At 43.4% G+C, this 27,000-nt stretch carries 27 protein-coding genes; 6 read left to right on the forward strand and 21 right to left on the reverse strand.

What is annotated here, in order from left to right; genetic code table 11:
* Window positions 1-65: 65 nt before the first annotated feature.
* A complete protein-coding gene (locus PYS60_RS05135) occupies window positions 66-545 on the forward strand; it encodes a DUF4364 family protein (RefSeq protein WP_315568203.1) in 480 nt (159 codons plus the stop codon).
* 18 nt (window positions 546-563) lie between these two features.
* Here the strand turns inward: PYS60_RS05135 and PYS60_RS05140 are convergent, their stop codons facing one another.
* The 5 genes from PYS60_RS05140 to rplU form a co-directional block, all read right to left on the reverse strand.
* Window positions 564-863 (reverse strand): YhbY family RNA-binding protein, encoded by a 300-nt coding sequence (locus tag PYS60_RS05140; RefSeq protein ID WP_315568204.1) that lies wholly within the window; start codon window positions 861-863, stop codon window positions 564-566.
* Window positions 864-884: 21 nt separating this feature from the next.
* On the reverse strand, window positions 885-2,162 hold the full coding sequence (obgE, locus tag PYS60_RS05145; protein ID WP_315568206.1) for a GTPase ObgE: 1,278 nt from the start codon (window positions 2,160-2,162) through the stop codon (window positions 885-887).
* A 99-nt stretch (window positions 2,163-2,261) separates the two neighbouring features.
* The gene (rpmA, locus tag PYS60_RS05150; protein WP_315570852.1) at window positions 2,262-2,546 is read right to left on the reverse strand and encodes a 50S ribosomal protein L27; all 285 of its coding nucleotides are present in this window, start codon (window positions 2,544-2,546) and stop codon (window positions 2,262-2,264) included.
* Window positions 2,547-2,553: 7 nt separating this feature from the next.
* Window positions 2,554-3,006 (reverse strand): ribosomal-processing cysteine protease Prp, encoded by a 453-nt coding sequence (locus PYS60_RS05155; RefSeq protein ID WP_315568207.1) that lies wholly within the window; start codon window positions 3,004-3,006, stop codon window positions 2,554-2,556.
* A gap of 14 nt (window positions 3,007-3,020) precedes the next feature.
* A complete protein-coding gene (rplU, locus tag PYS60_RS05160) occupies window positions 3,021-3,326 on the reverse strand; it encodes a 50S ribosomal protein L21 (protein ID WP_315568209.1) in 306 nt (101 codons plus the stop codon).
* Between the two features lie 228 nt (window positions 3,327-3,554).
* Here rplU and PYS60_RS05165 point away from each other — a divergent pair, with 228 nt between their 5' ends.
* The gene (locus PYS60_RS05165; protein WP_315568210.1) at window positions 3,555-3,878 is read left to right on the forward strand and encodes a hypothetical protein; all 324 of its coding nucleotides are present in this window, start codon (window positions 3,555-3,557) and stop codon (window positions 3,876-3,878) included.
* Window positions 3,879-4,159: 281 nt separating this feature from the next.
* Here the strand turns inward: PYS60_RS05165 and PYS60_RS05170 are convergent, their stop codons facing one another.
* From PYS60_RS05170 to PYS60_RS05215, 10 genes are all read right to left on the reverse strand, one after another.
* Window positions 4,160-4,600: a hypothetical protein gene (locus PYS60_RS05170; RefSeq protein WP_315568212.1), complete on the reverse strand. Its 441-nt coding sequence runs from the start codon at window positions 4,598-4,600 to the stop codon at window positions 4,160-4,162.
* Entirely contained in the window at window positions 4,601-5,281 is a 681-nt protein-coding gene (locus tag PYS60_RS05175; RefSeq protein WP_315568213.1) for a hypothetical protein, read from the reverse strand. It abuts the gene before it with no gap.
* A gap of 214 nt (window positions 5,282-5,495) precedes the next feature.
* Window positions 5,496-5,654 (reverse strand): hypothetical protein, encoded by a 159-nt coding sequence (locus PYS60_RS05180; protein WP_315568215.1) that lies wholly within the window; start codon window positions 5,652-5,654, stop codon window positions 5,496-5,498.
* A 620-nt stretch (window positions 5,655-6,274) separates the two neighbouring features.
* Window positions 6,275-7,606, reverse strand: coding sequence for a sensor histidine kinase (locus PYS60_RS05185; protein ID WP_315568217.1), 1,332 nt, complete (start codon window positions 7,604-7,606; stop codon window positions 6,275-6,277).
* Window positions 7,603-8,271, reverse strand: a complete 669-nt coding sequence (locus PYS60_RS05190; RefSeq protein WP_315568218.1) for a response regulator transcription factor — start codon at window positions 8,269-8,271, stop codon at window positions 7,603-7,605. The genes PYS60_RS05185 and PYS60_RS05190 overlap by 4 nt, the downstream gene beginning before the upstream one ends.
* Before the next feature lie 29 nt (window positions 8,272-8,300).
* Window positions 8,301-8,966 (reverse strand): phosphate signaling complex protein PhoU, encoded by a 666-nt coding sequence (gene phoU, locus PYS60_RS05195; protein WP_315568219.1) that lies wholly within the window; start codon window positions 8,964-8,966, stop codon window positions 8,301-8,303.
* Between the two features lie 34 nt (window positions 8,967-9,000).
* Complete coding sequence (pstB, locus tag PYS60_RS05200) at window positions 9,001-9,759, reverse strand: phosphate ABC transporter ATP-binding protein PstB (RefSeq protein ID WP_315568221.1); 759 nt, start codon at window positions 9,757-9,759, stop codon at window positions 9,001-9,003.
* Between the two features lie 4 nt (window positions 9,760-9,763).
* On the reverse strand, window positions 9,764-10,630 hold the full coding sequence (gene pstA, locus PYS60_RS05205; protein ID WP_315568223.1) for a phosphate ABC transporter permease PstA: 867 nt from the start codon (window positions 10,628-10,630) through the stop codon (window positions 9,764-9,766).
* Window positions 10,627-11,520, reverse strand: a complete 894-nt coding sequence (gene pstC, locus PYS60_RS05210) for a phosphate ABC transporter permease subunit PstC (RefSeq protein ID WP_315568224.1) — start codon at window positions 11,518-11,520, stop codon at window positions 10,627-10,629. Before pstC ends, pstA begins: the two co-directional genes overlap by 4 nt.
* A gap of 13 nt (window positions 11,521-11,533) precedes the next feature.
* Window positions 11,534-12,370 carry a phosphate ABC transporter substrate-binding protein gene (locus PYS60_RS05215; RefSeq protein WP_315568226.1) on the reverse strand — a complete coding sequence of 279 codons (837 nt, stop codon included), beginning with the start codon at window positions 12,368-12,370 and terminating at the stop codon, window positions 11,534-11,536.
* 223 nt (window positions 12,371-12,593) lie between these two features.
* Between PYS60_RS05215 and PYS60_RS05220 the strand changes: the two genes are divergently transcribed.
* The gene (locus tag PYS60_RS05220; RefSeq protein WP_315568228.1) at window positions 12,594-14,045 is read left to right on the forward strand and encodes a leucine-rich repeat domain-containing protein; all 1,452 of its coding nucleotides are present in this window, start codon (window positions 12,594-12,596) and stop codon (window positions 14,043-14,045) included.
* 193 nt (window positions 14,046-14,238) lie between these two features.
* A complete protein-coding gene (locus PYS60_RS05225; RefSeq protein WP_315568230.1) occupies window positions 14,239-15,852 on the forward strand; it encodes a CTP synthase in 1,614 nt (537 codons plus the stop codon).
* Between the two features lie 95 nt (window positions 15,853-15,947).
* Here the strand turns inward: PYS60_RS05225 and PYS60_RS05230 are convergent, their stop codons facing one another.
* From PYS60_RS05230 to PYS60_RS05245, 4 genes are all read right to left on the reverse strand, one after another.
* Complete coding sequence (locus PYS60_RS05230) at window positions 15,948-16,898, reverse strand: DUF7916 family protein (RefSeq protein ID WP_315568231.1); 951 nt, start codon at window positions 16,896-16,898, stop codon at window positions 15,948-15,950.
* A gap of 17 nt (window positions 16,899-16,915) precedes the next feature.
* Window positions 16,916-17,491, reverse strand: coding sequence for a xanthine phosphoribosyltransferase (locus tag PYS60_RS05235; protein WP_315568233.1), 576 nt, complete (start codon window positions 17,489-17,491; stop codon window positions 16,916-16,918).
* A 74-nt stretch (window positions 17,492-17,565) separates the two neighbouring features.
* Window positions 17,566-18,708 carry a class II fructose-bisphosphate aldolase gene (locus PYS60_RS05240; RefSeq protein WP_315568235.1) on the reverse strand — a complete coding sequence of 381 codons (1,143 nt, stop codon included), beginning with the start codon at window positions 18,706-18,708 and terminating at the stop codon, window positions 17,566-17,568.
* A gap of 108 nt (window positions 18,709-18,816) precedes the next feature.
* Window positions 18,817-20,829: an ABC transporter permease gene (locus PYS60_RS05245; RefSeq protein WP_315568237.1), complete on the reverse strand. Its 2,013-nt coding sequence runs from the start codon at window positions 20,827-20,829 to the stop codon at window positions 18,817-18,819.
* Window positions 20,830-21,136: 307 nt separating this feature from the next.
* Between PYS60_RS05245 and nadE the strand changes: the two genes are divergently transcribed.
* A complete protein-coding gene (gene nadE / locus PYS60_RS05250) occupies window positions 21,137-23,221 on the forward strand; it encodes an NAD(+) synthase (protein WP_315568239.1) in 2,085 nt (694 codons plus the stop codon).
* Between the two features lie 23 nt (window positions 23,222-23,244).
* Here the strand turns inward: nadE and PYS60_RS05255 are convergent, their stop codons facing one another.
* Together PYS60_RS05255 and PYS60_RS05260 are read right to left on the reverse strand one after the other, a co-directional pair.
* Window positions 23,245-24,678 (reverse strand): hypothetical protein, encoded by a 1,434-nt coding sequence (locus PYS60_RS05255; RefSeq protein WP_315568241.1) that lies wholly within the window; start codon window positions 24,676-24,678, stop codon window positions 23,245-23,247.
* A 24-nt stretch (window positions 24,679-24,702) separates the two neighbouring features.
* The gene (locus tag PYS60_RS05260) at window positions 24,703-25,755 is read right to left on the reverse strand and encodes an asparaginase (protein WP_315568243.1); all 1,053 of its coding nucleotides are present in this window, start codon (window positions 25,753-25,755) and stop codon (window positions 24,703-24,705) included.
* Between the two features lie 144 nt (window positions 25,756-25,899).
* On the opposite strand from PYS60_RS05260, the gene PYS60_RS05265 reads away from it, so the two are divergent.
* Window positions 25,900-26,997 (forward strand): mechanosensitive ion channel family protein, encoded by a 1,098-nt coding sequence (locus PYS60_RS05265; protein WP_315568244.1) that lies wholly within the window; start codon window positions 25,900-25,902, stop codon window positions 26,995-26,997.
* Window positions 26,998-27,000: the final 3 nt, after the last annotated feature.

Genomic DNA, 27,000 nt, shown 5'->3' on the forward strand with positions numbered 1-27,000 from the left:
TTTAATATGAGGCAAATTAAGTTATAATTAAATAAAAGGATTTCAAAGAAAGGCGAATGTGCAACATGGCGGAAGATAACAAGCAAGATAAGCCCAAAACGAATAATCCGGCGTTGGCTTATGAAAATATCGCCTTTGACAGCCGCAAGTTCCTGGCTGCCGATACCGCTGCCGCTGTCGACAAACAACACAAGCCCGAACAGGAAGCCGACGTTAACGCCACCGCTTCTTTAAGCGCTGAAGACAAAAGCGAATTTTATCTTGCCGATAAGAAATTGATAATTCTTCGAATTCTGCAGGATTTGCCGAATCTCGACAACAGCGAACTGTGTAACTTATGCCTGAGCAGCATTTATTTAGATTATTTCACTTATGCCGACTGTCTGGCGGAATTATGCAACAGCGGCCTGATTGCAAAAAATGCCGGCAAATATCGGTTGACAAATGCCGGTCAAAACGTTCTACGCAGTTTATACGCCACTTTGCCGAAAGCAGCGCGTTCAACTTTAGAGGAAATTATCCGCAACGCCAAGCTGTCTCGCTAGTGCCGTAAGTAATTATCACTACTTAAAACTTATGGATTTTCCTTTTTTGGCAAGTTCCGCTGAATGGCGATAGAGCACAATTTTACGGCCCAACGCGATAACTACTTCCGCCTGCACCGCCGCGGCGATATCCTGTGCCAATTCTCTAATATCGCAAGCCAAGGAGCGCATCACATTCAGCTTAATCAATTCCGTATTGCGCAACATCCCGTCAACCTGTGCAATATTTTCTGCTGCCAGGCCGGCTTTGCCGATTTGACAATTGGCTGTTAAATCATGGGATAATTTAATTAAATAGGCTCTTTCTTTACTTGTCATAACTACTTCTTTCTTTTTAAGTTAAGGAATATATTCAAATTCCAAATCTTCCATAATTACCGTGTCGCCTTCTTTTATACCGGCGGCAATTAAGGCTGCATTAACCCCGCGTTTTTCCAGCATTTTCTGGAAATAGCTCATGGACTGAGTATCATCGAAATTAATGGAACGCAAGAAGCGATCAAGCCAGGGCGCTTCAACATGATAGCCATAATCGTCATGCCGTACACGCACATTTTGTTGATCCAGATTATAAACTTTCTCAACTTCCGTTTCCTCTTCCGGCAGAACCGCTTTGACAGTCGGCATTTTCTTCAACTCTCTATTCATCGCATACAAAGCTTCTTTTGTCCCCGACTGAATCGGCGCACAAATCGGCAGAACCGTATTATACCCTGCCGTCTGTAATTTTTTCGTTAAAGCGGCAATCTGTTCACTTGTCGCCAAATCCGTTTTATTCAGTAAAACAATTTGCGGCCGGTCTTTTAAGTCACTTCTGTATTTGACCAGTTCCTCGTTAATAATTTGGAAATCCTGCCACGGATCGCGGCCCTCGGAGCCTGAAGCATCCAGGACATGAACGAACAGACGAGTCCGTTCGATATGTTTCAAAAACTGATCACCTAAGCCCAATCCTTCGCTCGCACCTTCGATCAAGCCGGGAATATCGGCCAGGACAAAGCTTTCTTCTCCTACTTGTGCGATTCCCAGCTGCGGCTCCAAAGTCGTGAAATGATAATCGGCAATTTTCGGTTTTGCTTTGGTTAGAACCGACAGCAACGTCGATTTGCCGACATTCGGCATCCCGATTAAAGCGACATCGGCCAGGAGTTTAAGCTCCAATTGGATATTACGTTCTTCGCCCCGCGCACCGGCTTTGGCAAAGTTCGGCGATTGTCTGGTCGCAGTAGCATAGGCAGTATTACCTACTCCGCCGCGGCCGCCTTCCGCCGCCATCACTTTTTGGCCGTCCCGCACAATATCGGCAATTACATGCAGATCGTCGGCATCTTTGACAATTGTTCCCAAAGGTACACGAATATAAAGGTCTTGCCCTTTCGCTCCGAAGCACTTGCCTTTACCGCCCATTTCGCCGTTCATCGCCACATAGCGGCGCTTATAGCGGAAATCCTGTAAAGTTCGTAAATTGGCATCTCCGACGAAGTAAACATGACCGCCACGGCCGCCGTTACCGCCGTCCGGACCACCTTTGGGGATGTATTTGCCGCGATAAAAAGAAATTCTGCCGTCGCCCCCGTCACCTGAGCGGATCATAATTTTAGCTTCATCAATAAACATAGGTCCTCACAATATACTTTCAAATTAATTCACATAGACAGGATATGAAAAAAGAGCCTGTTTCCGGGCAGGCTCTTCTTACTTCTTCAGGTGTTGCAATTAAGCTTCAACCGGATAAACGCTGACCTTAGTATGGTTGCGTCCCGAACGCTCATAAGCGACCTTACCTTCAGCTTTAGCAAATAATGTATCATCACTGCCGCGACCGACATTGGTCCCCGGATAAATCTTGGTACCGCGTTGTCTGACTAAGATATTGCCTGCCAAAACAAACTGTCCGTCACCGCGTTTGGCACCCAAACGTTTGGAATGAGATTCACGGCCGTTACGTGATGAACCGACACCTTTTTTAGATGATAATAATTGTAAATTCAAATTCAAAATCATGTTGCTACCTCTTTCTGTTGGAATTAACGGTAATTACTTGTATATAATTACCGGCTTTAGCTTGTTCACTCCACTCTATCTGCTCCAGACCCAAGCAAAAACTGCGTAACAGAACTTGACTCAGCAATAATTGTTTCGCCGACAATTCGGATAAGGGAGGTAATTCGCACATTATATCGCCGCTTGCTAAGCGATACTGTAATGTTGTAATCTCCGCCAAATCGTCCAATGACGTTATGCAGGTTGCTGCCAGTGTTGTAACTGCAGCGCATATTATGTCCTGCCCGTACTCAGCCTGATCCGCATGGCCGCTTATACTGAATGATTTAATCAAAGTATCTGCAGCCGGCAAATAAGCTTTTCCGGCAGTAGCGAACAGGAAACTGATTTCCGCTACCTGCGTCGGCGTAATTTTGCTTTCAAAGATCGTTTGTAACTCAAGTTCAACTTGAATCATCTCATCACCGCAACTTAAAGTGTGATGTTCTCGATATGCAGACGTGTGTAAGGTTGACGATGACCTTGTTTACGCTTACTTCTCTTCTTCGGGGTATAGCGCATAACATAAATCTTCTTGTTTCTACCTTGCTTAACTACTGAAGCAACAACCTTAGCGTTCCGTAATTGATCCTGTAAATGTAAACCGTTCTCATCGGAAACAGCCAATACCGGTAATTCTACATTCTTGCCGGCTTCCGCTTCCAACTTCTCCACAAATACATCTTCACCTACAGCAACTTTATACTGTTTGCCACCTGTTGCAATAATTGCGTACATGTTATTTCCTCCTGTCTTTTTCAACAGACTCGCTGCCTGAGGCTCTTAGTTCACTAAGTATTAGTTGCCTGTTACATGCGGTCAATCTCTTGGATGATAACATTTAATCGCAGCATTTGCAAGGGCTTTGTATTAGTTCAAAAAGAAACCGGATTTAAGACTGCAAGAAAAAGCAGATTTCCGTTAAAATAAATAAAGAATAAATATTTCAGATAGGAAATCTGCTATATGTTATTTTACACGGAAATTTATCAAACTGCCGGTGTAATGCCGGAAAAAGATTTAGTTAATTTACGCAAAAAGGAAGTCGTAAAATTACGCTTGGAAAGCCTGAAATTCCGGAACGAATACGGTTTAAGAGCGGCAATAGCACATGCGAATGTATCAAGATCAACTCTATATGCTTGGCGTAAGAGCTTCACAGTCGGCAAAAAAGAAAGTAAACAAAGGCCGTTCAGTTTAAAAAATTTAGATCCGCAAACTACCGGACCTAAGCACTGCAGAGGACGAAAATGGGAGTATGTGCTAGAATACCTTAAACGGATTTCTTAAGTCCGGAATGTATTGAACTAATACACCGATATTGCAAAAAAGTCTGAAGTCGCTTAGCATTAAGCCTTTTAACTATAAACCTCGCTAAGCCCTAGCCTTGCACAAAATGTACGAAAACGCTGCAACAGGCTGCAAGTACAGTAAAAATCAGCAAAACGTTATCTTGATTCAGTGCGATTTGCAAAGAAGAAGGACCACTGATTCTGTATTATTTCTAAAAAACTCAGTCTCCGTTTTTATACCTCTGAGGATTGTTGTAACTCATCAATACCACCCCCTAATCAGTTATTGCTGTTAAATGTTTTTCTTTTATTTTTGAATTTAATTATTACAAAGACCAAAAATTCAATTATTACAAAAACAAAAATTGATCCAATAATACAGCCTACCCATATTAAAAAACCACGAGAACTACTTAATTCACATTTTGTTTTTGCACTCATATCTTTCGTAATCCTCAGCATAGATTGTTTTCGAAGATACTCACCTAAAAACTCACCTAAAAACAATCCACAAACATTTCCTAAAGCCATTGAATATCCTAACTTCTTTTTAACCAAAGTCAGCAAAATTGCAATTAGCCCTAATCCAATGTAAAAAAACTTGTTATGCTCTATCCATTGAAATAAATAATGCGAATTAGTTAATATTCCCAAAAAAGCATATGCAAAAATCCAAGAAAATAACGGAATTAAAAAACTTGTTTTTTTATTTCTATTCATTTAATTCACCCAATATTTCGTTGCTGAGATCCATACTGAACCGGAATTAACTTTATAAAAAATGTCAATAGTATTATCCCAACCATTTACAATTCTCATATAATCACCACCACTATTATACTGTCTATATCCTACTGCGAGTATCCAATGCCAATTAAAAATACCATCAGCTAAAAGAACCACTTGTATTTCATCGTTGTCTGCTGCCGATTTCATATTACTAAAATCATCTACAGAAGATGATGATAGAGAGTATCCTCTGTCTTTGAAATATTGCTTTGTTCCCTCGGCAATCATCATAACCGGTCCGTTTCCTATAATTTTATGAACTGCTTTAAAAGTATCTATTTCGCTGTTGTTGATTTTTAAATTATTATATCCTCTATTAGCATAATATAAGGCAATATTTGTAGCCGCTGTAGCACCACAATGCTTATCTGCCAAGTGCGATGTATCAGACATGGTTATCCAACTTGTTGAAGATGCACTTGTAATTGTTTGAGATGAATATGTTCCTGATGGCATATCTCCCCAATCGATAAATCCATAGTCTCCATCTCCTCTAGTAGTTCTATTACCTTTTATCATTTCCGATTTTTTTACGGTAATTTCGTCATGCAATTTTAAATCCGTTTCTAATAATTCCGGATAAAAATCATAAAGATTTTTTTCACTTTTCAAACTTCTTTCAACATAATTGTTGGAGTAAATATCAACCGGGTTATTATAAATCACTTTCTGTTTATCATTAACAATTTTTTAATATCTTTTTTGTCCCCTCGCCCATATTCGATCAACGACGGATTCAATTTGTTATTATTTACAACAGCATAACCTGTTGGATTGAAAGAAACATAAAAAGCTATTAAATTTTCATCACTATCAAATAAAGGAACTATTTTTTTACTTTTGATCCACTCGGTAAAATATCATCTTCAGGATTATCTGAATTCAATTTTATAGCAGCTGCAAAAGCTATATCAAATTCGTTCATATTTTTATCTAAATCAACATCATTATTATTTTCTTTAGCAAAAACGCTAACACTCATCATTAATATAAATGCCAAACCTAACGATATAATTTTTTCATAATTAAAGCCCTCCCTCTGTTTTAGTAATATTACTATAAGGCATTTTTAAGCTCATTTTTATTGTGAAACTCAAAAACTTTATCGCCATTTTTATACCTCTGAGGATTATTGTAGTTCATCAATACCACCTCCTAATCAAATAATACGGCCAAATAATTAAGTTGTTTTTAAGCAGTTCTGACACTTGTACGTTTCTTCTCCCTCCAAGTCAAAAACCTGATATATACAAACACCTAAAACATTTGCAATCTCACTTGCCACTTTTAATGACGGTGACTCAGATTCTCCGTTTTTTCAATACCTACCCAAAGGCTTATATATTGCCTTGTTATATTCAATTCTTCAACTAATTCTTGCTGTGTTATTCTTTTATTCTATTTTTAATATTATGGGAATCTCATTCTTTTAGTTAAGTATACCGCTTATGATAAAGTTTTGCAAGTATATATTTCATTTTTTGCTATTAATCTATGATAATTTCACCCCTGTAACTAACCAATTAAAATTTCACCCTCCCGTGTAACGAACAATTGCCGGGAAATTTCCGCCGTTCTGCCGATCGGCTGAGCAGGGCAACATTTTTAGCAAGAAAAAACAATTGTAAAGCTTGTACCGACACCCGGTGTACTATCGAGTATAATTTCGGCAGAGTGCAATTCAACGATATGTTTGACTATTGCCAGACCTAAGCCCGTACCGCCGGTTGCCTTGGAGCGGCTCTTATCTACACGATAAAAACGTTGGAAAATTTTGCCCTGTTCCGTTGCCGGAATACCTATGCCGTTATCTTTGACAAGCAACTTCTGTCTGCCTTTATCAGTGCCGACTTTTATCAACACATATCCGCCCGGTGAATTGTAGAAAATGGCATTAACAACTAAATTATCTACCAATTCCTTCAACATTTCCCGATTGCCGTGCACAATACATTTTTCCAATTGCAAATTCAGCTTAATTTTATGTTGTTCGGCGTTAAGTTGCAGGGTATTCAGAGATTCCTCGACAATTTCCGCCAAATCCACCTCGTTAAATAAGGATTCGCGCTCACTGCGATCTAATGCCGCCAAGCGAATAATATCGTTAATAAGTCTAAGGAGGCGAGCAGCACACTTTTGTATTTCATGATAAAAATGCATTTTTTGTTCCGGCGCGACCATGTTTGCCGCCAATAATTCAGCATATCCGGAAATAGCTGTCAGCGGCGTTTTTAATTCGTGCGAAACATTGGCCGTGAAATCCTGCCTGTCTTTGGCTGCTGCCAATATTTCCATATGTTGAGTTCTGATAATATCACTGAACGGCGCTAATTCTTTGTAAGGGGCCTGAAAATCTTTATCAGTTATGTTCCGCGCCATGGCTTCAATCGGTTTAATCAGCTGAGTTGTCAGCATATGTGATAAAGCGATGCAGACAAGCAGAATCAGCAGCAAAATAAGTGCAATTATCGGTATGACCGAGATAATAATTCTACCTATGCTTTCATATTCTGCGGCTAAACGTAAAATCGTGCCGTCAGCTAAGCGCAAAGCATAATAAAAAGTGTCCTTATTTAACGTACTGGAATATCGAACAGCTTGACCTTCGCCTGTCCTGCAGGCCGCTTTAACCTCTTGTCGATCAGCATGATTGCCGAGTCGGGCCGCTGCAAAATCATTGTCGAATAATACTCTGCCGTCGGTACCTATCCAGGTTATGCGTAATGATTGGCACAAATCTTTAAGTTCATTACACCGTTCAACATGCTCAGGATCGGTAAATAAGTCACTGCTTTGCAAAAGTTGAGCATTCAGGCGCAAGTCCTTTTTCACTTGTACTTGCAGCAGACGATAATACACGCTGATCATAGCAATGACAGTAGCTGCAATTGCCAGAATAGCAATACCGATTAGCCGCAAATTGATTTTCTGTTTCATTTGATAACGTAGCCCACATTTCTAACTGTACAAATTCGGCCGCCGTAGCTGCCCAGCTTTTGTCGCAATGTTTTTATATGCATATCGAGAGTGCGTGAGTTCAACTCATGCTCAGTTCCCCAAACCTTATCCATCAAAGTATCGCGGCTTAAAACAATGCCTTTGTTAGCCAAAAGAAAATAGATCAATTCAAATTCTTTATAAGTCAAATCGACCAACTTACCGGCGATCGCAAGTTCGCGTTTGGCACTATTAACAGTCAAATCATCCAGCTGCAGTTCAACAGCCGACTTTTTCTGTGTCCGGCGTAACAAAGCCTTAACCCGAGCCAGTAATTCCAGGACTGAAAACGGTTTTTTGATATAATCATCCGCCCCGTTTTCCATACCTTTGGCCAAATCAAGATCACTTGTTTTAGCTGTCACCATAATTACCGGCAAACTTGCTGTCGCTGCCTCTCTTCGCAGCTTTTTTAAGATGGCATCTCCCGGCTCATCAGGCAGCATAATATCAAGCACACAAAGTTCCGGCTGTAATTTTTCCAATTGGCGATAAAAATCAGTTGCACAGGCAAATTCCCATACTTGGTGTCCGGCGTTCAACAGCGCAAATTTCTCAATCTCACGAATATTATCATCATCCTCTACGATATAAATAAGCGCCATTTTTTCACCTCTTCACCTCTTTTGTTTTATTATACCTGATCGGTATCGGCATCGACAGATTCAGTGGTTTGTAAAGCGTAAATTACCCATTCGGCAATATTAGTGGTATGATCCCCGATTCTTTCCAAATATTTAGCTACCAGCAATAAGTCGGCGGCGTCTTCGCCTTCTGTCTGCCGATTAGCAATTGAGCGGATAATATCAGCCTTAGTAACGTTAAACAATTCATCTACCACGTCATCGTAAGCAATAACATCATGCGCCATGGCAATATTTCGGGTAACATAAGCCTCGATACCGGCGTTCAACATCAGCATCGTTTCCGTGGCCATTTTACTGATATGCGGAAATAGATCAATCCGACTGTTTTGGCCGAGCAAAATCGTCATTTCAGAAATATCGGCAGCATGATCGCCGATGCGTTCCATATCCGTGACCATTTTCAAAGCCGCCGTCACCAACCTCAAGTCTTTGGCCACCGGTTGTTGCTGAATTAAAAGGTCAAAGCAAATATTTTCAATTTGCTTTTGCAAATGATTGATAATTGTATCAGCTTGCATAATTTGCTTCGCCGATTCCACATCTTTCCCGACTAAAGCTTTAATCGCCAAGGTGATTGATTGTGTAACCTTCTCGCCCATTTCAACAATTTTATTATTTAATGTCTGCAATTGCTCTGTAAATTTACTGCGCATAATCTGCCTCGTATCTTTTTTCACTTTATTTGTCTCAGCCGAAACGACCTGTAATGTAGTCTTCCGTCCGCTTGTCCTGCGGATAGGTAAAGATGTGTTTTGTCTTACCGTATTCCACAATTTCACCGCTTAAGAAAAAGGCTGTATAGTCCGAAACCCGTACAGCTTGTTGCATATTATGGGTCACAACCGCTACCGTATACTTTTGCTTCAATGTTTGCATGAGTTCTTCTATTTTGGCGGTCGAAATCGGATCAAGTGCCGATGTCGGTTCGTCCATTAAAATGATTTCCGGATCAACCGCTAAGGCTCTTGCAATGCAAAGGCGCTGCTGCTGACCGCCTGATAAACCGGAAGCGGAGGTATGCAATCTGTCTTTGACCTCTGTCCAAAGCGCCGCTCCCTGTAAGCTCTTTTCTACAATCTCATTAAGTTGTCGCTTGTCTTTAATTCCATGTACCCGCGGTCCATAGGCTACATTATCAAAAATGCTCATGGGAAAGGGATTGGCTTGCTGAAACACCATGCCGACTTTTTTACGCAAATTGCTCAAGTCGATGTTTGAGTTATAGATATTGACTCCGTTTATCAGCACTTGACCGGTAATTTTAACATTAGCAATCAGATCATTCAGACGATTTAAGGTCTTGAGAAAGGTCGATTTGCCGCAACCTGACGGACCGATAAAAGCAGTGATACTTTTTTCAGGAATGGTAATATTCACCTGTTTCAGCGCCTGAACGGCACCATAATATAAATTCAAATTATGTACAGATATTTTATCAGTTTGCATTTCATCATACCTTTCGTTTGCTAATTAAGTGTTTAAGCAGAATTTTTATTAATAAATTACTTGCCAAACTGAGACATAACAAAACTGCTGCTATCCCGAAGGCCGTAGTAAAATCGCCTTCAGCGGTAGCGGATAAATACATTTGTATGGTCAGCGTCCCTCCCGATTGCCAAGGCTTATGCAACAGAGCCGCTAAATTTTTAGGTAAAAATTTGGCACTGCCGGCTGTAAATAATAAGGCCGCCGATTCACCGATAATACGTCCGACGGCTAAAATAATGCCTGTTAAAATACCCGGAAGAGCAGCGGGTAATAAAACTGTCCGTATCATATGCCATTTGCCGCTGCCTAAAGCAATTGCCGCACTGCGATACATAGCCGGTACTGCTTTCAATGCTTCCTGGGTATTTCTCGTCAGCAAAGGTAAAATCATCAAAATCAGGGTCAGCGCACCGGTTAATAAAGAATAACCCAGTCCTAATTTTTCTCCGAAAAACAGCATTCCGAAGAGGCCGAAGATAATCGAGGGTATACCGGCCAATGTTTCCGTGGCAAATTCAATTAACGCAACTACCTTGCCCCGTTCGGCATATTCATTAAGATAAATCGCACTACCTATACCTAACGGCACGGCTATTACCATAGTTAAAATAATAATCAGACAGGTATTGACAATATTCCCGGCTATACCGACTTTTCCCGTCAGTACACTTTTTACACCGGTCAGAAATTCCCACGTAACTGTCTTGCTGCCGCGCCAAAATACATAGAGAATTATTCCCGCCAACAGGAAAACGGTAAAGGCTGCACAGAGATAAACTAATATACGCAACAGATAATCCTTCTGTTTTCGACCGTTGAGCGCTGTCATACATTCACCTTTTTCCTTGCTCGCAACAAAGCAAAATTCACTAATAAAATAAATACATAAAGAATAAGACCGACTGTAAACAGTACCCGGCGATGCAAACCGGAAGCATAACTCATTTCGCTGACTAATTGTGTAGTTAAAGTACGTACCGAATTAAAGGGCAGGGGGAAATTAACAGTGCCTCCGGCGACCATATTAATTGCCATCGCTTCACCCAAGGCTCGACCTGTCCCTAAGACAATTCCGGTTAAAATCCCGGATTTTGCAGCCGGAATTACAACCCGAAATATTGTCTGTTCTTCGCTTGAACCCAAGGCCAAGGCTGCTGCACGTAAATTTGCCGATACTGAGCGTAAAGAAGCGGTACTGACACTAATTACAGTGGGCAAAATCATAATTGCTAAGACAATTACAGCTGCCAATAAATTTGCTCCGCCGGTAAATTGATGCGTTTTATCACCGGCAAAGCAGACTTTTTCCAGTTTGTATAAGCACGGATTAAGCAGAATCATGCCCAAAAGACCATATATAACTGACGGCACGGCAGCCAGCAGTTCCACAGCATCGGCAACGATTGCCGCCAACATTTTATTAGCCATTTCGGTTAAAAAGACAGCCGTCAACAAAGCAATAGGCACAGCGATTACTACAGATAAGCATGTAGCGAGCAACGAAGTTAAAATTATATATTGCACACCGTAGGCAGGCTGCGCTGCAGTCGGCTGCCAGACTGATTGTCCCAGCAAATTACCGATACCGACTTCCTTAAAGGCCGGGATGCCTTTCAGCAGGAGATAAATACTTATTGCCATAACTGCAAATATAGCCATTGTCGCACAGAGCAGACAGACTGCAGCTGCCGAGCGTTCAATAATTTTTTCTTTACGCATTATCTGCTCCTACTTACTCCGGAATAATCAAACCGACTTTTTTAATAATTTCTTTACCGGCGGGCGATTGTACATATTTGAACCAAGCTTGTACCGCCTCATTCTGAGCGCTTATTTCACCTTTTGTCGCCATAACAAAAGGCCTTTGCAATTTGTATTTGCCGGCCGAAATCTCCGCTTCCGTCGCCGAGACACCATCCAATTTGAGACTGTTCACCGTTTTGTCAACAACATCCAATGACACATAACCGATAGCTCCCGGCGTTGCTGCCGTTTTTGCTAATACCGCTCCGGTAGAATCCAGCTCCTGCGCGTATTTGCAATTATTTTTAATTTTGAGAATTTCTTCAAAAGCATCTCTCGTACCTGAGGCCGCCTCCCGTCCGAGAACTATAATTTGCTCATCCTTACCGCCTAATTCCTGCCAATTTTTTATTTCACCCTTATAGATTTTTACTAACTGTTCAGTTGTAATATTTTTGACGGGATTTTCTTTATTTGAAATCACGGCAATACCGTCAATGGCCACAATATTTTCTACCAAACCTGCAGATTTTTCAGCTGCTTTCAAAGGCCGGGAAGCATTACCGATTTTAACTGAACCGGCGGATAAAGCCTCCAAACCGGCGCCTGAGCCTGTATATTCAACCGTGACTGTCAGCTGCGGATTGGCAGTCATAAAGCTGTCTACCAGCGCATCACATAATTTCTGCATTGAAGTTGAACCGGCCAATGTTACAGTGCCGTTTACACTTTTGCTCTTCCCGGAGCTTGCAGATTTGCTGCAGGCGGTGGTTGAACCGGCCACAAGTCCTAAAATCAGTAGGATGCTGATCAATGTTTTTTTCATACATTATCCTCTTTCTCAAAAACGTTGTGCAAAGTTTTTTGTTTTGCAGTTTTAGGATAAGCAGTCTATGTAAAGTCTGAACTTCGCCTTATGTAAAGTACAGGTAAAATTATCGGGCGGAAATTGCGCCAGTCAGACAACTTCTTGCCAAAATGTGACTTAAACTCTGGACCGTTCTGTAAACATAAGTTAACATAAGCGAATTACATTTTTAGGAGTATTTATGCTGCATAAATCATTAAAACTTAAAGTTTTTCCCCTGCTGACCGGCATTTCACTTTTCTGCCTGTCACTTAATTTTTCTCCGCTTACACCACAGGTAGCTGCCGCCGCAACACCGGTAGAACTGAACGAGACAAATTTCCCGGACCCTATTTTCCGCGACTATCTCAAAGAAACCTTTGACTTTAATCGCAACAATATAGTTGACGTTAGCGAAATGAAGTTTGCTAAAAAAATCATGCCGAACGAAGATCTTCGTCCTCAAATTAAAAGCGTCAAAGGCATCGAATTGTTTCCTGAACTTGATACTTTGAATATTAATGACAGTCTGATTGACACTATTGATATCAGTCAAAATCCGCAGCTTAAAGCCTTGGATATCAGCGATACCGGCGTCAGCAGTTTGGATGTCACCCATAATCCTGATTTAAAAATCCTGAAATTAGAACGCACAAAAGTAAATAAAATCGATTTGACGCATAATCCGAATTTGCAGCATCTTTATTGTCTCGTCGCTCCCGTTACCGAACTTGATTTAAGTCAAAATCCCGAATTACAATTTTTAGATTGTAGCGGCACTTCTATAAGTAAGTTGGACCTCAGTCATAATCCGAAATTGCATTCCGTTCATTGCAACAACACGAAAATTACCGCCCTTGACCTCAGTCATAATCCTGATTTGGTAAGTTTGTTCTGTGAATATAATGCCATCAGCGCTCTGGATTTACATGCCAATACGAAATTGGGGAACTTACGTTGTCATTACATGAATTTAGCCGAATTGGACTTAAGCGCCAATTCGAATATCAATGATAATAATCGTTATTATCGCCAAACTTTACCGCAAAAAATGCAGGCAACATTAAAAGACGGCGCTTATACTTTTGATTTACGCGCTGCCGGCATAGATATTACCAAGATTAAAAATTTAGGAATTATTCCGGCAAACAGCCCGCATTTTGAAAACGAGCCGAATGAAGCTGCTGTCCTCAATAATTTGCCTCAAGGTGTTACTTATGCGAAAGATAGCGGTATTTTAACTGTAAGTGAAGCGGCGGCGAAGAATTTAGCCAAAGTTACTTACTTAAGAGATGTTAACAATCCGCTTTACACGCTGCCTATGGATGTAAGTATTAACCTCGAATATATTAATCCCCAAAAGAAGCCCCAACCGCAGAACCCCCAGCCGCAGCCCCAACCTCAACCTGAACAGCCTGAGCCGAAAACAAAACCGACGGCAGAACAGAATCTACCACTTGCCTTTGACCCTTCGACGCAAGCTGCAGGCAGTCAGATATCTACCGGCGCACCCAAAGTTCAGCGCAATAATTTACAGAAAGACAAATTCCAAGTTGCCAAAACAGGTGAACTTGCAAGCCAAGGCAGCGGCATCATCTGCTTAATTTCTTTGGCGGCGCTTGCTTTCGCCGAATTAAACAAAAGAGCAAATTAATAGTAGGTTATAAGCTCACAATATTTGCATTTAAGGCGCTTTTTTGCTTGACCCTCCGCTTGCTTTGCGCTATCATAACAAAATAATTGTTGAAAATGTTGCAGACGTAGAAGCTCCTATTCTCTCTTTAGGTAATAGGAGCTTTTGGTGTGTATTTGCCGAAACTGAAATTACAGAAAGGTAAGGTTTAAGGATGGCTAAGAATACCAAATATATTTTCGTAACAGGCGGGGTGGTCTCGTCCATAGGTAAGGGCTTAGTTGCCGCTTCTTTGGGCAGATTGCTCAAGAACAAAGGATTGAAGGTAACAATGCAGAAATTCGATCCTTACATCAACGTTGATCCGGGCACCATGTCCCCTTATCAACACGGTGAAGTTTATGTCCTGAATGACGGTACCGAAACGGATTTGGACTTAGGTCACTACGAACGCTTTGTCGATGTGCGCTTAAATAAATTTTCCAATGTAACTACCGGTAAGATTTATTCCGAAGTTATCGCCAAAGAACGGCGGGGCGACTATTTAGGTTCAACAGTCCAAGTTATTCCGCATATTACCAATGCCATCAAAGAAAAAATCTTACGTGCCGGTGAGTCTAAAAATGCTGATGTTGTCATTACGGAAATCGGCGGCACGGTCGGAGATATTGAGTCACAACCGTTTATCGAAGCTATCAGGCAATGGAAAAAAGACGCCGGCCCCGATAATACCTGCTACATTCACACAACCCTCCTGCCTTATCTGCACGCGGCCGGAGAATTAAAAACCAAACCGACGCAGCACTCGGTGAAAGAATTGCACTCGCTCGGTATTCAACCTAATCTGCTGGTTGTCAGAACAGAGCATCCGATGCCGGAAGGCATGCGCGAGAAGTTGTCCGTATTTTGCGATGTAGAACCGGAAAATATTATTGAAAATCGGGATGTCGATACAATTTACTCGTTGCCGTTGGACTTACAGGCACAACATTTTGACGATAAAGTATGCAAAATTTTAAACTTGGAAGGTCTGCCGCAAGCTGATATGACTTTCTGGTCCGATTTATCCAAACGCGTATTCAATCTTAAGCATAAGGTTAATATTGCACTGGTCGGTAAGTACGTTTCTTTACAGGACGCTTATTTGTCCGTAGCTGAAGCTTTGAAGCACGCCGGCTATCAACACGATGCGGAAATTCATATTGATTGGGTACCGGCAGAGGAAATTACAGCGGCTAATGTCGCTTCCCGTCTGGCTCAGGCTGACGGTATTCTCGTACCCGGAGGTTTCGGAGTGCGCGGAATTGAAGGTAAAATTCAGGCCATCCGTTATGCCCGGGAAAATAACATTCCTTTCATGGGTATCTGTTTGGGTATGCAGTTGGCAAGTATCGAGTTCGCCCGCAACGTCTGCGGTTTGAGCGATGCCAATTCGACGGAAATGGATGCAGAGACTCACGCTCCCGTTATCTCGCTCATGGCTAATCAGGAAGATATTAATGAAATGGGCGGTACGCAACGTTTGGGTGCTTATCCTTGTGTCTTAACAGCCGGCACTTTGGCTTCCAAGCTCTATCAAACAGCTGAAATTACCGAGCGGCATCGTCATCGTTACGAATTCAACAACGCTTTTAGAGATACTTTAGCCGAACACGGCATGGTTTTCTCCGGCACTTCTCCTAACGGACAATTAGTGGAAATTATCGAATTGAAAAATCATCCTTTCTTTATTGCCAGCCAGTTCCATCCGGAATTCTTGTCCCGACCGAATCATCCGCATCCCATTTTCTTAGGCTTTGTGCAGGCTGCATTGGCTAATAAAAAATAAAGGCATGCGATTAGATTAATCGTTGTAATTAAAGAGAAAGACCATATCGAGCAGATATGGTCTTTTTTGTGTGTTCTAACAGCAGCTTGCAGCTTTCAGCGACGTAACGACTGACTCATTCTGAAATAAGTATGTCTTTTGCCGCGAATAGCCAAAGATAGTGTCAATAAATTCTCAGGATCGGGCATCCGGCCGAACGATCCGTCCCCTAAATGGTGGATATCGAAGCCGCAGCGCTTATTAGCCAGCGCAATTTCTCTGATAGTTTGCGCATCGGCACTTTCCTGACTGGTACCGACAACGGCCATCGTCAAAGCGCCTTTAGCCTTAATTTTACGCACCAGAGCGGTTAATTCCGCTTCCCCGACTCCCGGCACTGTCCCGGCTGCCGGTAACAAAATAACATCAGCCCCCGCATCGACAAAGTCCAATACGGCCTGCTCATCCACAACTTTTTCCGCTAAACCGGCAGCGTGCATCTTACCGACAAAAACCAAGCCGGAAAAATATTGCTTCGCCAATTTGACCGCTGCCTTCAGTGAGCTGTTACTGACACCTGTTCCGGGATTACCGGTTAAACAGATAAAATCAGCGCCCTGCTTTTCTGCTGCCTGCAACGTTTCCCGGCTGACTTGCCGGCCCGGCGGCAAGGTAATTAAATCGCTCATCATCCTGAGCTCCTCCGGCCCCGGCACCGTCCCCATCGCCTCCATCGCCGATGCACATCCAACTTGCGCATCGACCGGCTCCAAATTAATGCCTAACGGCATGGACGTCAATTCTTTGAGATAAGCAATCGGATTGCTGCAATTTTCCAAACCTGAAACGAAACGAGTGTTCACATCATACTCATTCAGGATAACCATATCGGCGGCAAAAGCCCGCATAACCTCGGCATTACTGACTCCGGCCAACAAAGGCGCTGCCGTCACCACCGTTTCACCGACGATAATACGTCCTTCACTGGCTAAAATCGCCTGTTTCAGCTCAGCCCCGGCCAATGCTGCAATTTCACTACTGTACGCACTTAATAATCTTTTAGTCACTTAAACCTCATGCTCTCCTAATCGGCAAAAACAATTTTACCGTCAGCGATGGCCTTAATACGGGCCAAGGATTCCAAATGATAACCGGCTTTTCTCAACTTATCGCCGCCGCCCTGGAAGGACTTTTCAATCACGGCACACAAGCCGACAACTTCACACTGCGCCTGCCGACAAAGACTGATCAGCCCCTGCATAGCTTCTCCATGAGCCAGAAAGTCATCGATAATCAGGATTTTCTCCCCGGGCTGCAAATATTTACGGGAAACAACAACTTCCGATACTGTTCCCTTGGTAAACGATTTGACCGCAGCTTTATAAAAGTCATCCGTCATGGTATTCGGTTTAGCTTTCTTCGCATAAACCAAAGGAATATTGCCGTACTCCATCGCCGTCACGGTAGCAATGGCAATTCCGGATGCTTCAATAGTCAAGATTTTATCAACCTTGTCGTTTTTGAAGCGCTGATGAATTTCACGGCCGATTGCCTGAAATAAGTTCACATCCAATTGTTGATTCAAAAAAGAATCAACCTTGACGATTTCCGTCCCGATAACGGTGCCATCTTTAATAATACGGTCTTTTAGTAATTGCATAAGCTCTTCCTTATCTAATAATTAAAAAAGTCGCTGCTTTTCACAGCGACTTTTAAGTTTTTATCAATGACTGATCAATAAGTCTTCTTCAATTCTTCCAAGCTCAAAGCTTCGACATATTGTGCCTTATGATAGCTGCCGAAAGATACAACCAATTGGCAAAGTACTTCCTGGATAGCATCCTCAACCTTTTGCATTACAACTTGAACTTCCGGTTCATTTGTTTCGCCGGTCATGACAACATCGAGAATAGGTGTCAAATAAAGGCGCGGATCGAAAGCCTTGGTGTTGGCCTGCATCAATTCATAAATAGCCTTAACTTTAGGATTTTGCAAAACTTCCGGATGTTTCACCCAAAGTTCGCGCAAGTTACGGGTTGTAGCCATACGGATATCAGTATCGACATTGATCTTGTTAATACCGCCGGCCTTAACTACTGCCTGTAATTGATCCAAAGGAATACCGCCTGAACCGTTGATTGTACCGCCCAATTCATTAATTTCAGCGACAACTTCCTGCGGCACGGTAGATGAACCGTGAGAAACGAGAGAAGCGACCAAGTTGGAGCGCATCAGGCACTCATTAACAGCGATCGGAACTTCTTTCCGTAAAACAATGTTCTTGCCCTTAACAGCACCATGTGCCGTACCGTAGCTGATAGCCAAAGCATCGACACCTGTACGACGAACGAACTCTACAGCATCCAAAGGATTGGTATAAGTTGAGTTTGCAGCCTTAACATGGTCTTCCTGACCGGCAATAACGCCGATTTCACCTTCGACACTGACGCCGAAAGGATGAGCATAATCGACAACTTTTTTAGTAATTTCGACGTTCTCTTCGAAAGGTAAAGAAGAACAGTCAATCATAACTGAAGTGTAACCGGCATCAACAGCAGCTTTACAAACTTCAAAACTGCGGCCGTGATCCAAGTGTAAAACAACCGGAACTGTAGCATTATCGCCGTAACGATGAGCCAATTCCACCAATTGCTTCATGCCCTTTTTCTTGTCTTCCAATGTAGCATTCATGAAGTCCGCTCTACCGCCCATAAAAGCGTTGGCAGCTTCTGCACCTTGCAAGATAGCCGGGCTACGCATAATCTCATGAATTCTGATAGCTGCTTTAACCTGAGCAGCGGAGTTTACATTGAAGCCACCGTAAGCGAAATTACGTTCACGCGCAACTTTAAGTAATGGTTTAAGTGATGTCAGCATTTTAACCTCCAAATATAAGGGATAAATATCTTATCCGCTTATCTATACACACTTATTGTACTATTATTCCCGACAAGTTCAAGTTATCGCCGAGTTTAACATTTACTATTAAATTAAAATAGCCAAAATTACCGGCAGCAGACTGACCAGACAGGAAGCGATTAAAGCGACCAAATCTGCCTGTTTGCTGAATTTAAGACTGCCTTGTCCTCGTAGAGTTTTATCGGTAAACAGCACGATGAACACGAAGCAGAGCGTCTGAAAGATGTTGACCAGACCATCGGAAAAGAGTCCGAAAATCAAGTAAGCCGGAATGAAAACCGAACGCAAGAGCAAAACTGCCGCAACGCTGTTCAAAACCGCCATAAACGGACGTTTCTTGTAACTGGAATAATTGCCCAAAGCGAAGATGCCGATTAACAGCGCAATATGCAAAACTGTTGTCAAAACCGTCATCAGCAAAGTGTACCAAACGCTTTCACCGCCCATCGAGGTGAGCCAGCCGATATTTTTAGATGCTGTCGAACCGTAAATTAAAGATAAAATAAAGTACAGCACGCTGACAGGAACAAAGGCCATTGATTTCGACTGATTGATGAGGCGACATGAGTCTTCCGGGAAATTAGTGAACAGGTTCCTTGCTATTTCCAATAAGTCCTGACCTGATGTCAATAAAGCTCCCACCAGTCCCGTATCGTTGTTCAAAGCCTTCATATAAGCCGGCGGAATGTTCTCTTTGCCGTTAGCCGTTTCTGTTACATTTTCACTGTCCGGCTGTAAATTCGGCTGTGAATTTCGTTGTAAGTCCGGACGTTTAATATTCGGTGTTTGATTGTTTTCGGGCAAATTCTCGGCAACGGAATTATAGTTGTCCGTCTGCGGCATCATTCCCGGCAAATCCGGCATTTTATCAGGATCCGGGATACGGGGCATACGCTCCATGTTATCTTCCGTCATCGATCCGGGTTGATAAAAGCCGCCGACCGGTTGGTATTCGGAGTTTTCCAAGCCGTCGGTAAAATTATCGGCCACATAAGGGAACGGCGCAGCTTGCGGCATCTGTTGCATCTGCGGCATTTGTTCTACCTGCGGCATCTGTTGTACCTGCGGCATTTGTTGCACCTGCGGCATTTGTTGCACCTGCGGCATCTGTTGCACTTGCGGCATCTGTTGCACTTGCGGTATTGACGTCATCGGAGCTTGATTATTCTGCTCAGCTTCAGCCATTTGTACCGGTCGATTAATCGGAGTCCGGTTTGAGACCTGATTAATGCGGTCAAGTTGGTTGGACTGATTAAACATATCATGATTGAACTCGGAAGCATTGCTGCCGTCCGTTGCCTGAGCATAATTAGGCAAAGCCGCCTGTCTGCGCAATGTAGCCTGTCTGGCAGCAAACAATCTGGCGTTATTAGCGCCATTATCTATATCCGGGCGTCGCTTGGGTGAGCTTTGTTCTTCCCACAAACGGAAAGCATCCTCTCTGGCCCGAGCCAACTCCAAAGCCTCTTTATCCTGTGTGTTTTCCGCCGGGCGTGCTGTCCGTTCCTGAGGCAAACTGCCCTGATTATCCGTCACTGCTACCTCCGGATTGAGCGGTTGCCGGCGTGTTAAATGCACAATATTACTCCGATAATCCTTGCCGTTGCCCGAATCCTGTTCCGAATCGCTGTCAAGCGAATCAGGCTGTTCCGCTTGTCTGCTTGCTGTCTGCGCTTCAAGGTGCTTAATAATACCGGGCGCAAAGCTGCGTAAGCCGCCTGCAGTTGTCCCGTTTCCCTGTGCAGCGTCAGAAGTTGCAGCCGATGTCATCGGTGCGGAACTTGCAAGCGGTGCGGCCGGCGCAGACTGAGCAGCCGGCGTGGCTTTATGTGTAAAATTAAGCAAAGTCTGTCGCAATCCCCGGACTTCACCTTCGCCTGACCGGAGGCGATTATCTTCTATAGGCTGAAAACGCTTGGTAGCCGAATCTGTCGGCGCAGCTGTTGTATCGTAGGTATCTTCGACTCGACGAATAGGTAATTTGGCTGCCTGCGGCTCTCTTTGTAAACCCGGTACCGAAGTCTTTCTAATACCGGCAGAAGCAGCCGGCGTTATATCATTTTCATTGTAGCTTTCCATATGCACTCCACACATCACACAGATAAGATAGTGTTTTTTTCATGCCTCTTATATTACACGAAAGTTACACGGGCAACAAGTTATTTTTCAAATTAAAAGCAGATTTTTCCGTCATCGTAACCTCCTGTTTTCCCGAAAAGTCGGGATATAAAACAATTTACATCAAAGCAGAAATAATATTTATCATCTTTTATTGTAATGAAAAAATAATATTTTTCGTTCAGCGAGCTGCCGCATCCGTTCCCGTCCGACTTTGTTATAATATTAAGTTATCATGTGAGTGAAAGGATATGAAAGGATTTAATATATGCAACAATCAGAACAGGGAAAATTATTTTTGAATTGTCAATTAATTTCTCCGGCCTGCAAACCGGGAAATATCGCCTTTAATAGTAAATTAATCATCGCCACGGCCGAAAAAGCTATCGCGGAAAAACGGGCTCTGGCCGTTATGCCGGCTTTGGCTTTAACCGGCGGTTATCTGGAAGATTTACACAATTCCGGCGATATCATCGATCAGGTTCAACATTATTTACAAGACATACTGTTAGCCTCTATCACCTGGCCGACCAATTTTGTTTGTATCTTCGGTACTCCTATTATTACACCGACGGCCCAATATAACGGAGTTGTAGCTATTTGTCACGGTAAAATCGTCGCTACCGCCGCTCAATCGCAGCCAAGCGGCCGTGAGTCGGCGCATTTTGCGCAAGTCTCCGCTGCTGCCGCAGCTTTGCCGGCCTCAAACATCTTTTTGTTGCCGATTTTCGGACCTTATAATCCTTTAAGAATAGAACTTGCAGTCGGTGATGATATTTTCAGTTATCAGCCGGCTGCCTGTAAAGCAAATGTATTAATTCACGTCGCCGATGCTCCCTATAATTACGCTTATGCCGCCAAATTGCAAAAGACTGCCGCCACCTTGGCCGAGAATGCGAAACTGGCTCTAATAAGCGTTAACAGCGGCGCTTTCAGTGCTTCCGACAATTATTTGATGCAGGCAGCTTACAGTGCTTATGAGGGTGATTTGTGTCTGGCAGAAGAAACTCCGGATATCAGCGATTATTTCACGGAAAACTGCTATGCCGACGATAGAAGTGCGGATTACTTGGCCAAGGCCGCTACTCTTTCTTATAAGCATTCCTTAACCTGTTCGTTCTCCGTCCCCCGCCTGCAAGCCTTCTTAAGCTCTAAGGGTGAAGTTCCGGCAGAGACTTGCGCCTGTGACGCTTATTTCGATTTGCATGCACCTGTAAATCGGCTCTTCAATCCGGCACCGTATCTTTTTCAAAGTTATGCCGCTTTGCAGTCCGTTAATTTCCGCGGTTTTGCTCCCTGCTATTCTCAGTCTGCCGATCAGACTGATTTTTACGGCAATTTATGGAGATTGTCAGGTTTGAGTCTGCTCAAGCGTCTGCGTCTGACCCGTTCCCGGGCTTTGGTGCTCGGTTTGTCCGGCGGTTTGGATTCGACGGTTGCCGTTTTATCCTGCTATGCCGCCTGCTTACTCGGTCAGTTACCGACTGATTATATTTATGCCGTGAAATTGCCCGGTTTCGGCAGTAGCGGCGATACTTGCAAACAAGCTGACGATTTGGTTAAAGCTTTAGGGCTGCGTGATTTAACTATCAATATTACAGCAGCCTGTAAACAGCATTTCAGCGATATTGAGCAACCGGCAGGCTGTTATGATGTGGCTTTTGAAAATGCTCAGGCTCGAGAGCGGACACAAATTCTCATGGATAAGGCGAATCAGGTGCACGGCTTTGTGGTCGGGACGGGAGATTTAAGCGAAGAGTGCCTTGGTTTTTGTACTTATAACGGCGATCAGATGAGTATGTTCAATCCTAATATCGGCATTCCCAAGAGCATGATGCCGCCTTTGTTGGCAGCTTTCCCCTCCTGGTTAAAGCAATTTAAGACAAGTGTTTCTTCTACAGCTTTGCAGGCAGCTTTGGAGGCTATCTCCGCGCACGCTATCAGTCCGGAGCTTCTACCTTTAGATGCCGAGGGACAACAGCAGCAAGCGACACAAAAGCAAGTCGGTTCTTATGTTCTGCATGATTTCTTCTTTTATCACTTGGCGGATGCGAATTATTGTACAGACGATTTGCTGACTTTGGCTTATTTAACTTTTTCCCCGGAGAATATTGCCGCACTTGAAAAAAGCGCCTTATCTTTCGCACCTTATTCCAATGTTTTCGCCTGTCGAACTTTCAGTAAGGAAGAAATTAAAGCGACGTTGGCTATTTTCAGCAAGCGTTATATCAGTCAGCAATTTAAGCGTCTGCCTGCACCGGCCGGCTTGAATTTTACGCCCTTCAACTTGACTTCTTCTTGGAAAATTCCGGCAGATTTAGCCTGCAATCCTTTTTTCCATCAGAAATATTAGTAGCGGAGTTGTTTCAAAGACATTTAAAGACGTTTAAGGACATAGGCTGTTAAAGCTTCTTTATCGTTGAGTACAAGGCCTTCAAGTACTGCTGCGTGCAGCTGCTTGAGGGCTTTATTGATCTCCGCCCCCTGCAGTTCCGGCCGATTTTTTCTTAAATCCGCTCCGTTGAACTGCAAATCTTTCAAGCTCCAACAGGTATGTGTCTGCAAGTAATTCTGCCAACTTTTCAAACAGCTGTCCGGAACAACAACGAGGGTAAGTGCGAAAAGCAAGCCGACAGTTACAGTTTCTACGCCATATTCGAGTAACATTTGTCCCCAGGGATAAGTTGCCGTCTGTTCGTTCACATCGGAGACATTAACGGCTTTGCTGATCGTCTGCAATTTTTCCGGTGTTAAAATTTCCAGGCAAATTCCAAGGAAATGCCGCCTTAAGTTGGAAAAGCACAAAATTCGGGCAATTTCCTTGGCGGATAAAGCGTTCGCCGCCGGTGTGCGTAAAAATGTCGCCCAAGCGAAAGTTGTCAGCATTTCCTGCTGATAATTGCGCCAATTTTCCTCAACTTTATCAGGATCAGCCTGTTTGTCGACAAAATAATCGCGCAAAACACGCAAGCCTGCAGAAGTATAAGGAGCCATTTCCGCCAAATGGCGGGCAATAAGCGGCCTGTTGTCGTGCTGACAGCGAAATTCTCTCAATACTTTGGATGTACAGGCAGGCAGCAATTTCTCAGTCGGCGGCAAATTTAATTGCGGGCAACTGTAATTTACTAAATCCGGGTAAGCGAGCAAGACTTTAACGGCAGCAGCGCCATTAAACAATTTATCCAATTCCGTCGTCACTCTTTCCGTCGAAACATATGCCAAATCAGGCAGCATTTTCCGAATGGCGGCGGCTGTTGTCGGCGCGATATCAAAACGTAAAACGGCAGCAAAACGTAAGGCGCGTAAAATTCTCAAAGCATCTTCCTGAAAGCGCTGTTCAGGCACATTAACGGCGCGGATAAGCCTTTTTTCCAAATCAGCCAAGCCGTCATACAAATCAACCAGCCCGCTTGTCGGAGACCAAGCTAAAGCATTAACGGTAAAATCCCGGCGGGCCAAATCTTCCTCCAACCCGGAAGCAAACGTTATGCTGTCAGGATGCCGATGGTCGCTGTAAACCGTTTCCAGCCGATAAGTAGTAATTTCGTAAGTTTGCCCGTCGATTAAAACCGTCACCGTTCCGTGTTTAATTCCCGTTTCAATCACTCTGTAATTTTGAAAAACCCGCTCCACTTCTTCCGGCTTGGCGGAAGTTGTAAAATCGTAATCATGTAAAGGCAGGCCTAAAAGCACATCCCGCAAGGAACCGCCGACCAGATAACAGGTATAACCGGCTGCCAGCAGTTGGCGGAAAATCAAAACGGCTGCCGCATTCAAATGCTTGCTTATATCCTGATTAATTGCTCTCATATTGCCTCCTGCTTCTCCCCCTGATTAACTTGGCGGTAAATTAATTTCACCGGCTAAATTCCGGCGGAAGCAGCTGCGGACAAATTTCAGGCGTTCACTGCCCGTTAAATTAAGTTTGGCCGCCTGACCCAAAATGTAATAAAGTTTCGTCACTGCCGCTTCCGTCACCATATCGAAAGCTTCAATTGCGCCTAAATCCAGCAATTTCCGACCGACTTCATAAACTTTCAGACTTGATTGCTCATACAGGCATTGACTGGTTACCACGACAGCGATGTGCGCGCGCAGGAGTTTTTCAATCCGTTCCAACATATTGGCATGCAAAAAATTAATGCCGCCGATGCCGAAGGCTTCCAAAAGTACCGCCTTATAGCCTAAACCCGGTAAGCAATCCAAAAGTTCCGGATTAAATGCCGGTGTTAATTTCAAAAGGAAGGCTGCCGGTAACAATTCCAAGCGTAATGTACAAGGCTCGTCCGCCTGCCGTAATTTTTGCACCGACTGCAAAACCTGCTGATTGAAACATAAACCGGCGGAGTTGATTTTCGCTAAAGGCGGGCAATTAATGCTTTCAAAGGCCTGAAAGTCCAAGGTTCTGACTTTGGCGGCTCTTGTTCCGAGTATGACCTGCCGATTAAACGCCAAAAACACGCCCGGGACACCTGAAGCGGCCATAGCCAATGCGGTTTGTAAATTATCATGGGCGTCACTTAATGGGACATCTACCGGGAATTGTGAACCGGTCAAAACTACCGGCAGATTAATATTTCCCAGCATATAAGCCAAAGCTGACGATGTATAAGCCATCGTGTCCGTCCCGTGCGTCACGACAATGCCGGCAAAATTATTTCGTTCTTCATATATGGCCCGGGCTATCAGCTGCCATTCGGGGATTTGAATATTAGAACTGTCCAACTGCAGGATATCCCGCATCGTCAAATCGTAGTAATTATGTAAAAGCGAGTTGGCGCCCAAAATTTGCGAAATTCCGTAACGCGGGGCCAAGCCGTCATTAGTGGGAGCGGAAGCTATCGTTCCCCCGGTTGCTAAAATCAAAATTCGTTTTTTACTGTTCATAAAATTATTTCTCTTTGAAATCACATTATGGTATGCTTTATCTATTATTGCATATATTAAAAAAAATTGCTTTAAGCTGCCTGCGAATGCTGCAGTAAACGCAAGCGCGAGCGGAATTGAGAAAGCGGAAAGGCGTTGTACTTTATGTATCTGATTGCTGTCCATTGGCTGTCTTGGCTGAAATTTTTAGAGGCTAAGGACAATATGCTGCCTTTAATTGCCTTTTATCTTTTATTGTTGCTGCTTTTTCTGGTTAAAGGTCAACGTTTTCTCCATTTTCTGTGGCGCAAAATCGAGCAGAAATTTCAGGTAATCGCCACACTTACCGCTTCTTACAAGTTAAGTTTAATTTTTGCCTGTTACCTTTTAATTTTGTTGTATCTGATTCAGCTTTTCTGCAAAATTTTAGGCGCAGATTTGCCTTTTTGGCCGACTTTACGGAAGATTCTGAGCAGCAGCAGTGAAATTTGCTTTTATTATTTAATTTATATTTTGATTGATGCGGTTCATGCTGTTAAACTGGAGCAAATATCCCACAGGCCGGAAAAAGCGACGTATGCCGGAGTGCTCAATAATCCTTCTTTTCTGAATTATGCTGCCATTGCCGTGAAGATTCTGGTTTTTGTCGTCGGCGCAATTTCCATTTTGTCTCTTTGGGTTTACAACATTAACGGTTTGCTGGCCAGCTTGAGCTTGGGCGGCCTGGCAATCTCTTTGGCGGCGAAAGATACCATCAGTAATCTATTTGCTTCTTTGGCCCTGATGCTGGATCGGCCTTTTGAACTGGGCGACTGGATCAAAATCGGTGAACATGAGGGGATTGTAACCAAAGTCGGTATCCGTTCCACCCGCATCAAAGCTCTGGATGAAACAATTTTCACGTTGCCCAATTCTCTCGTTGCCCAATCCGCCATCAACACAGCCGGGCAGCGGACCAGAAGACGGTTGGAGCTGACTTTCAGTTTCACTTATGCCAGTCAATTACCGGAAATTAAAGAATTCTGCCGCCGCTATGACGCTTATCTGGCTGAGAATTATGCGAAATTCGGCAAGCATAAAGTTTACCTTTCCCAACTGGCTGATTCCGCTTTGATTATTACGGCCGATTTTTATGCCGAAAGAGAATACGATGTGATGGTCCGGACCAGAGCTGAAGCTTTATATAAGGCCATGGCACTGGCCGACAAGCTGCATTTGGACTTCGCTTTCCCCAGTGTCAGTGTTTACGAGATGAAAAATTGATTG

It is taken from the genome of Amygdalobacter indicium (assembly GCF_029101545.1).
Lineage (GTDB): Bacteria > Bacillota > Clostridia > Saccharofermentanales > Fastidiosipilaceae > Amygdalobacter > Amygdalobacter indicium.

Excerpts from the sequence above, each read along its gene's own strand:
- PYS60_RS05135 (WP_315568203.1), top strand. The coding sequence starts at position 66 with ATGGCGGAAGATAACAAGCAAGATAAGCCCAAAACGAATAATCCGGCG.
- PYS60_RS05140 (WP_315568204.1), bottom strand. The coding sequence starts at position 863 with ATGACAAGTAAAGAAAGAGCCTATTTAATTAAATTATCCCATGATTTA.
- obgE (WP_315568206.1), bottom strand. The coding sequence starts at position 2,162 with ATGTTTATTGATGAAGCTAAAATTATGATCCGCTCAGGTGACGGGGGC.
- PYS60_RS05155 (WP_315568207.1), bottom strand. The coding sequence starts at position 3,006 with ATGATTCAAGTTGAACTTGAGTTACAAACGATCTTTGAAAGCAAAATT.
- rplU (WP_315568209.1), bottom strand. The coding sequence starts at position 3,326 with ATGTACGCAATTATTGCAACAGGTGGCAAACAGTATAAAGTTGCTGTA.
- PYS60_RS05165 (WP_315568210.1), top strand. The coding sequence starts at position 3,555 with ATGTTATTTTACACGGAAATTTATCAAACTGCCGGTGTAATGCCGGAA.
- PYS60_RS05170 (WP_315568212.1), bottom strand. The coding sequence starts at position 4,600 with ATGAATAGAAATAAAAAAACAAGTTTTTTAATTCCGTTATTTTCTTGG.
- PYS60_RS05180 (WP_315568215.1), bottom strand. The coding sequence starts at position 5,654 with ATGATGAGTGTTAGCGTTTTTGCTAAAGAAAATAATAATGATGTTGAT.
- PYS60_RS05185 (WP_315568217.1), bottom strand. The coding sequence starts at position 7,606 with ATGAAACAGAAAATCAATTTGCGGCTAATCGGTATTGCTATTCTGGCA.
- PYS60_RS05190 (WP_315568218.1), bottom strand. The coding sequence starts at position 8,271 with ATGGCGCTTATTTATATCGTAGAGGATGATGATAATATTCGTGAGATT.
- phoU (WP_315568219.1), bottom strand. The coding sequence starts at position 8,966 with ATGCGCAGTAAATTTACAGAGCAATTGCAGACATTAAATAATAAAATT.
- pstB (WP_315568221.1), bottom strand. The coding sequence starts at position 9,759 with ATGCAAACTGATAAAATATCTGTACATAATTTGAATTTATATTATGGT.
- pstA (WP_315568223.1), bottom strand. The coding sequence starts at position 10,630 with ATGACAGCGCTCAACGGTCGAAAACAGAAGGATTATCTGTTGCGTATA.
- pstC (WP_315568224.1), bottom strand. The coding sequence starts at position 11,520 with ATGCGTAAAGAAAAAATTATTGAACGCTCGGCAGCTGCAGTCTGTCTG.
- PYS60_RS05215 (WP_315568226.1), bottom strand. The coding sequence starts at position 12,370 with ATGAAAAAAACATTGATCAGCATCCTACTGATTTTAGGACTTGTGGCC.
- PYS60_RS05220 (WP_315568228.1), top strand. The coding sequence starts at position 12,594 with ATGCTGCATAAATCATTAAAACTTAAAGTTTTTCCCCTGCTGACCGGC.
- PYS60_RS05225 (WP_315568230.1), top strand. The coding sequence starts at position 14,239 with ATGGCTAAGAATACCAAATATATTTTCGTAACAGGCGGGGTGGTCTCG.
- PYS60_RS05235 (WP_315568233.1), bottom strand. The coding sequence starts at position 17,491 with ATGCAATTACTAAAAGACCGTATTATTAAAGATGGCACCGTTATCGGG.
- PYS60_RS05240 (WP_315568235.1), bottom strand. The coding sequence starts at position 18,708 with ATGCTGACATCACTTAAACCATTACTTAAAGTTGCGCGTGAACGTAAT.
- PYS60_RS05245 (WP_315568237.1), bottom strand. The coding sequence starts at position 20,829 with ATGGAAAGCTACAATGAAAATGATATAACGCCGGCTGCTTCTGCCGGT.
- nadE (WP_315568239.1), top strand. The coding sequence starts at position 21,137 with ATGCAACAATCAGAACAGGGAAAATTATTTTTGAATTGTCAATTAATT.
- PYS60_RS05255 (WP_315568241.1), bottom strand. The coding sequence starts at position 24,678 with ATGAGAGCAATTAATCAGGATATAAGCAAGCATTTGAATGCGGCAGCC.
- PYS60_RS05260 (WP_315568243.1), bottom strand. The coding sequence starts at position 25,755 with ATGAACAGTAAAAAACGAATTTTGATTTTAGCAACCGGGGGAACGATA.
- PYS60_RS05265 (WP_315568244.1), top strand. The coding sequence starts at position 25,900 with ATGTATCTGATTGCTGTCCATTGGCTGTCTTGGCTGAAATTTTTAGAG.